4 protein-coding genes are annotated in these 3,967 nt (G+C 73.8%); 2 read left to right on the top strand and 2 right to left on the bottom strand.

Going from position 1 to position 3,967, the window contains the following annotated elements; translation table 11 throughout:
• Positions 1–9: 9 nt before the first annotated feature.
• On the bottom strand, positions 10–1,458 hold the full coding sequence (locus tag ACFTZL_RS42320; RefSeq protein ID WP_382595176.1) for a tetratricopeptide repeat protein: 1,449 nt from the start codon (positions 1,456–1,458) through the stop codon (positions 10–12).
• 92 nt (positions 1,459–1,550) lie between these two features.
• On the opposite strand from ACFTZL_RS42320, the gene ACFTZL_RS42315 reads away from it, so the two are divergent.
• Complete coding sequence (locus tag ACFTZL_RS42315) at positions 1,551–2,966, top strand: FAD-binding oxidoreductase (protein ID WP_382595173.1); 1,416 nt, start codon at positions 1,551–1,553, stop codon at positions 2,964–2,966.
• 11 nt (positions 2,967–2,977) lie between these two features.
• On the opposite strand, the gene ACFTZL_RS42310 is transcribed toward ACFTZL_RS42315, so the two are convergent.
• Positions 2,978–3,388 carry an SsgA family sporulation/cell division regulator gene (locus ACFTZL_RS42310; RefSeq protein WP_382595170.1) on the bottom strand — a complete coding sequence of 137 codons (411 nt, stop codon included), beginning with the start codon at positions 3,386–3,388 and terminating at the stop codon, positions 2,978–2,980.
• A gap of 231 nt (positions 3,389–3,619) precedes the next feature.
• On the opposite strand from ACFTZL_RS42310, the gene ACFTZL_RS42305 reads away from it, so the two are divergent.
• Positions 3,620–3,967 (top strand): DUF2510 domain-containing protein (locus ACFTZL_RS42305; protein WP_382595167.1); only part of this gene is annotated, 348 nt, incomplete at its 3' end.

Genomic DNA, 3,967 nt, shown 5'->3' with positions numbered 1-3,967 from the left:
CCCCCGGACTCAGTCCCCGTCCATCACCGGCACCTCGGTGTCCGGCGGCTCCCCCAGCGCCTCCCTCGCCGCCCGCGCCGTCGGCATGTACAACGGTGAGAAGTGCGGGTTGATCCGCAGCGCCTCCGTGAGGTGCCGCCGCGCCGGGCCGTACCGCTCCAGCTCCCGCTCGATCATTCCGCGGTGATACATGTACGCCGCGCTGCGCACCCCGCCCGAGTGCTTCTCCTCCGTCGCCCGCGTCGCGAACGTCAGCGCCTCCTCGTGCTCCCCGGCCCGGTGCAGCGCCCACCCCAGCGCGTCGGCGACCGCCGTCCCCGGCTGCCGTCGCCACTCCGCCCGCAACCGCCGTACCGCGGCCTTCGGATCGCCGTGGTCCGCCTCGAACAGCCCCAGCACCAGCTCCTCGTCGGCCCCGGCCGCGGCCGCCCCGCGTACCCCCTCCCGCAGCAGGTCGTACTGCACCCGGGCCGCCTCCGGCATCCCCAGCGACTCGTACAGCTCGCCCAGCTCCAGGGCGTACTGCGGGCACGGCTGCTTGGCGAGCGCCACCCGGTAGGCGTTCAGCGCCTCCGTCGTCCGGCCCAGGGCCGCCAGCGCCCGGCCCTGACCGGCCTGTGCGGCCCGCTGGTCCGGGTCGAGACGCACCGCCTCCCGGAAGTGCCGCAGCGCGTCCTCGAGGTCCCCGCGCTCCCAGGCGAGCTGCCCGGCCCGTTCCAGGTAGGCCGCCCGCTCGGCCGGGGCCCGCGCGGCCGCCGCCGCGTCCGCCAGCGAGGCCGCCGCGTCCTCCCGCCGGCCGCGGTCCCGGTAGACGGCGGCGGCCCGCGCCAGCACGGCGGGCCCGGAGCGCAGCTCCGTCAGCCGGTCCAGCGCCCGCTCGGCCGCCTGGTGCTCGCCGAGGCCGCTGTAGGCGTCGATGAGCAGCGGATACGTCGTCCAGCGCCGCGGCTGGAGCTTCAGCGCCGCCTCACCCCACTGGCGAGCGGCGGGAAAATCCCGGCGGGCGTTGGCCAGCGCGGCGAGACCGGCCAGGGCACGGGTGTTCCGCTTCGGCCGCACCTTCAGCGACGTACGCAGCGCCTTCTCGGCACGCGGGTAGTACGCCGGGTCCGCCAGCCGCCGCCCCTGCTCCACATAGGCGGTACCGAGCACCGCCCAGGACCGCGCGTCCTTCGGGTGCGTCCGCAGCCGCTTCTCCCGGGCGTCGATCAGCTCCGCCAGGCCGGGCAGCGCGGCCGGCACCCCGCCGGCGACCGCCGCCATGGCCTGCGCACCCGGCGACGGCGGAGCCGGCGGGGCGGGCCGGTCCCACGGCAGCAGCACCAGCACCCCGCCGAGCACGGCACATCCCGCGACGGAGGCGATCAGCACATGCCGACGCCGCACACGCCGGCTGCGAAAGGGGTGTGTCGAACTCCTGCTCTCCTGTCGTTCCGGGCCCTCCTGATGGTTCTCCATGGCGCTCACTGTGCGTCAGTACGACGACCACACCCGGGCAGGCGAAGGGTGCCGCAGACGGGGTTCACACCGATGGCCCCGGGTGCGAACCTGTGATCATGAGCCGTATCGAAGCGCGCAGCCCCGAGGACACCGAAACGACCGGCGACCTGGTCGGCCTCCTGCTCGACGGCCTCCCCGCCGAGGCGGTCCTCACCGACTCCGACGTCACGGCCTCCTATGCCAACGACATGGCGAGCTTCTGCCCGGCCGGCACCCCGGCCGTGGTCGTGCTGCCCCGCACGACCGAGCAGGTCCAGCACGTGATGCGCACCGCCACCGCCCTGCGCGTCCCGGTCGTCCCGCAGGGCGCCCGCACCGGACTGTCCGGCGCCGCGAACGCCTCCGACGGCTGCGTCGTGCTCTCGCTGACGAAGATGGACCGGATCCTGGAGATCAACCCGGTCGACCGCATCGCCGTCGTCGAACCGGGCGTGATCAACGCCGCCCTGTCCCGGGCCGTCGGCGAACACGGCCTGTACTACCCGCCGGACCCCTCGAGCTGGGAGATGTGCACCATCGGCGGCAACATCGGCACGGCCTCGGGCGGCCTGTGCTGCGTGAAGTACGGCGTGACCGCCGAGTACGTCCTCGGCCTCGACGTGGTGCTGGCCGACGGGCGGCTCATGTCCACCGGCCGCCGCACCGCCAAGGGCGTCGCCGGATACGACCTCACCCGGCTGTTCGTCGGTTCCGAGGGCTCGCTCGGCATCGTCGTACGGGCCGTCCTCGCCCTGCGCCCCAAGCCGCCCGAGCAGTTGGTGCTGGCCGCCGAGTTCTCCTCCGCTGCCGCCGCCTGCGACGCCGTGTGCCGCGTCATGGAGGGCGGCCACGTCCCGTCACTCCTCGAACTCATGGACCGTACGACGGTCAAGGCCGTCAACGACCTGGCGCAGATGGGCCTGCCCGAGAGCACGGAAGCGCTGCTCCTGGCCGCGTTCGACACCACCGCCCCGGCCGCCGACCTCGCCGCCGTCGGCGCGCTGTGCGAGGCCGCCGGCGCCACCCAGGTCGTACCGGCCGACGACGTGGCCGAGTCCGAACTGCTGCTCCAGGCGCGGCGGCTGTCGCTCACCGCGCTGGAGGCCGTCAAGGGCGTGACGATGATCGACGACGTCTGCGTGCCCCGCTCCCGGCTCGCCGAGATGCTCGAAGGGGTCGACCGGATCGCCGAGAAGTACCGGCTCACCATCGGGGTCGTCGCCCATGCGGGCGACGGCAACACCCACCCGACCGTGTGCTTCGACGCGGCGGACCCCGACGAGTCACGGCGCGCCCGTGAGTCCTTCGACGAGATCATGGCCCTCGGCCTGGAACTCGGCGGCACCATCACCGGCGAACACGGCGTCGGCGTCCTGAAGAAGGAGTGGCTGGCGCGCGAGATCGGCCCCGTCGGGCTGGAGATGCAGCGGGCCGTCAAGCAGGCCTTCGACCCGCTGGGCATCCTCAACCCGGGCAAGCTGTTCTGAACCGCCCGCTCTCACCGGGCGAGCAACTCGGCCAGCCCGTCGTCGATGCCGAGCTGCTCGGCCTCGGTCCCCGGCGGGACCACCCGCAGGGTGCGCTCCAGCCAGGCCGACACCGGGGCCGCCGGCGCCTCCAGCAGGGCGTCCCCGTCGGGTGAACTCAACGCCATGAGGACGACGCCGCGCCCCTCGGCCCGAGTCGGCCAGACCCGCACGTCCCCCTGCCCGCACGGCCGGAACACGCCCTCCACCAGCAGGTCCCGGGCGAATGTCCAGTGCACGGGGTGCTCGGAGGCGGTGTGGAAGGTGACGTGGACGGCGTACGGGTCGTCGCTGCGGTACCCGAGCAGGGCCGGTACCGGGATCCAGCGTTCCGGCGACAGGACGAGCTTCAGCTCCAGTTCGCGTTCCACCACGGTGCGCATGGCGGTGTCCCTTCTCCTGATGGTGGCCCCGAGGGCCGGTTACGAGGAGAGAGCGGGCGGGGGCCGGAGCATTACGCGGGTTCCGGAAGTTTTTTCGCGAGGGCCTCTCGGGGCGTAGCACATCGGTGCTCGAATGGGGCGGGTCCGGTGGGAGCGGCCGTGAGGCTTGCCCTCGTCTGATAGATGTGGAGGCCCCCAGTTGACCCCCGAGCAGATACGGGACCGACGGACATGAGCGCCCCAACCCCGGCCCCCGGCGACGACAGGCCCCGCGAAGGGTATTACCCGGACCCGTCCATTCCCGGATATGTCCGGTACTGGAACGGAGCCTCCTGGGTGCCGGGCACCAGCCGTCCGGCGCCCAAGGACGGCGAGACGCTCGCGCCGCCGCCCGGCGCGGGGTCCGGCTCCGCCGCCGCGGTCGAGGAGACCGGCCCGCACTTCTTCGACGAGGACCCGGCCGAGAGCCCCGTCCAGGAGCCGTCCGCCGCCGACGCCCAGCACGGCAGCCGTCCCGAACCCGCGACCGCCTGGGGCGCCGACCGCTCCCGCCAGTCCGGCTTCGGCGGCGACCAGGAC

The organism is Streptomyces sp. NPDC056948 (assembly GCF_042674225.1).
Taxonomy (GTDB): domain Bacteria; phylum Actinomycetota; class Actinomycetes; order Streptomycetales; family Streptomycetaceae; genus Streptomyces; species Streptomyces purpurascens.
Note: the sequence above shows the minus strand (reverse complement) of the source record. Positions and strands in the feature narration are given on the sequence as shown.